Here is a 2,011-nt window from a genome sequence, read left to right as displayed (position 1 = left end):
AGGAATTTCGTTGGATGACCTGTTACCGTTCTTAAAATTTGATGCTACCGCTAGGCCGAAGCTTATCCATAGGCTAGATAAGGAAACCAGTGGTGTTCTGCTTGTCGCAAGGAATAATAGGGCAGCTGCGGAGCTATCGGAACTTATCAGAACTAAGCAGATGAACAAAACCTATCTTGCTATACTCTGCGGGGTGCCGGAAGTGCATGCAGGGGAGATTGATCTTCCTTTAGCTAAAGAAACCGATGAAAATTTTGAAAGTGTAAAAGTAACAAATAACGGGAAAAGAGCTATTACTCAATATAGAGTGCTCGATTATGCCTTAAACACAACTGCCTTAGTGGAATTTAAACTGATTACCGGAAAAACTCATCAACTTAGAGTGCACAGTGCCTCAATGAATTGCCCGATTTTAGGGGACTTAAAATATAATAATAAAGAACAAAGTTTTGAGTTTGAGCAAAAACTATATCTGCATTCTTATATAACCCGGCTGAATTATCGAGGAAAGGACATAATTATTAAAGCGCCGCTTCCTAATTATTTTAAAGATATGTTAGATCGTTTTGGTTTAGGAATTTAGAAATAATATCTTTAATATGATAAAATTGGGCAAGTAAAAAATTACTTATTTTTATATCTTCTACTAAACTTTGTAAAAAATCTGTTGGTATCTTTTTATTATTAAGTACTGAGCAGAATACCAAAATAACAAACGCTAAGTGAGAATTTATTTTTTAGATCATTTATGGAAATAGAAAGTTAAGTGAACGCATTACCTGAATAGTTATCCAAATCAGGTAAACCACTATTTTCTTCATGTAATTTTTGTTTTTTTATCCTATAATGAAGTTTTAGCGGATTTAAATAGCTCAATATAGCCCTTTAAACCAATCGGTTGATTAGCTTTAAGATATGCAACCGACTGAGATAAGGCGAGCGGATAATCATCTAAGATTTCCGATAACTTATCCAAACCCTTCAAATCCTCCAAAGGAAGTAACTTCTTTAAATACTCTTTTGATTCTTCTCTACTAAATTTTCCAAGTTTCATAGCTCCTTTCCATGAAATTAAGTTTTTTGATGTAATGACTATATCGCCGCCGATATTATAGTAAAACTAGTTAATTTATGGTACAAGGAAGAATGCAGAGATTGCATCATATAAATGGAGATGTTTTTTAATTTGTTGTTTAATCCAACGTTTCATATTAGCCCAAAATTTCTCTATCGGATTTAGATCCGGTGAGTAAGGAGGTAGGAATATAACTCTGCAACCAACTGACTCAATTAATTGTTTGCTCCTTTGAGATTTATGAAAAGAAGCATTATCCATTATTACTACTTGGTCTGGTTTTAATTTTCTAATCAAAAACTGCTCTACCCAATTCTCAAAAACCTCACTGTTACAAGAGCCGTTAAAAACACAAGGAGCTACAACTTGATTAGCATTTAATCCGGCAACTATATTCGTCCTTTGATAATACTTTCCACTCCTTTTCCCTCTGAGTGGGATCCCTTNCATGCCCCACCNTCTATCCTTACATATATTTACATCTATCCCGCTTTCATCAATGTATACAAGCTTATCTCTATCTATTGCTTTAATAGAGTCTAAGTATTCTAANCTCCTCTNTTNACTAGCTTCCACATAGGTAAAGGCTTTTTTTTATAGATAAATCCTAGCTTTTTCAANCAGTAAATCCCTCCTCCGCTACTCATCCCAAATGCTTTGCCTATATCTCCCGCTCTAGCATTCAGGTTCTCCTCTACATACCTTATAAATTTTTCAATATCTATTCTTGGCTTCGCACCCGGTCGCTTTCGAGCACAAAAATGCCCTTCGCTCTTATACCTAACATGCCATTTGTTTACTGTGGTCTTGCTCAAATTGAATACTTTTGCTGCTTCCCTTTGGCTATTCCCTGCTTCCAAGTATCTTATTACTTTCTCTCTTAGATCTAAACTATATGGACTTGTTGACATCGTTTTTCTTTTTTATTTACCTTAT

Annotated in this window: 4 protein-coding genes; 1 reads left to right on the top strand and 3 read right to left on the bottom strand. The window is 34.8% G+C overall.

The window, feature by feature from the left end; translation table 11 throughout:
• Positions 1-583: RluA family pseudouridine synthase (locus NF27_RS02810; protein WP_039455575.1), on the top strand; the 583-nt coding region annotated here is incomplete at its 5' end.
• A 258-nt stretch (positions 584-841) separates the two neighbouring features.
• On the opposite strand, the gene NF27_RS02805 is transcribed toward NF27_RS02810, so the two are convergent.
• The 3 genes from NF27_RS02805 to NF27_RS12975 all read right to left on the bottom strand — a co-directional run bounded on the left by NF27_RS02805 (position 842) and on the right by NF27_RS12975 (position 1,986).
• Positions 842-1,054, bottom strand: coding sequence for a hypothetical protein (locus NF27_RS02805; RefSeq protein ID WP_039455573.1), 213 nt, complete (start codon positions 1,052-1,054; stop codon positions 842-844).
• 75 nt (positions 1,055-1,129) lie between these two features.
• Positions 1,130-1,651: an IS630 family transposase gene (locus tag NF27_RS12980; RefSeq protein WP_039455571.1), complete on the bottom strand. Its 522-nt coding sequence runs from the start codon at positions 1,649-1,651 to the stop codon at positions 1,130-1,132.
• A complete protein-coding gene (locus tag NF27_RS12975; RefSeq protein WP_039455569.1) occupies positions 1,624-1,986 on the bottom strand; it encodes an IS630 transposase-related protein in 363 nt (120 codons plus the stop codon). The genes NF27_RS12980 and NF27_RS12975 overlap by 28 nt, the downstream gene beginning before the upstream one ends.
• Positions 1,987-2,011 lie beyond the last annotated feature (25 nt).

Origin of the sequence: Candidatus Jidaibacter acanthamoeba, from assembly GCF_000815465.1 — a bacterium.
Classification (GTDB): Bacteria; Pseudomonadota; Alphaproteobacteria; order Rickettsiales; family Midichloriaceae; genus Jidaibacter; species Jidaibacter acanthamoebae.
Note: the sequence above shows the minus strand (reverse complement) of the source record. Positions and strands in the feature narration are given on the sequence as shown.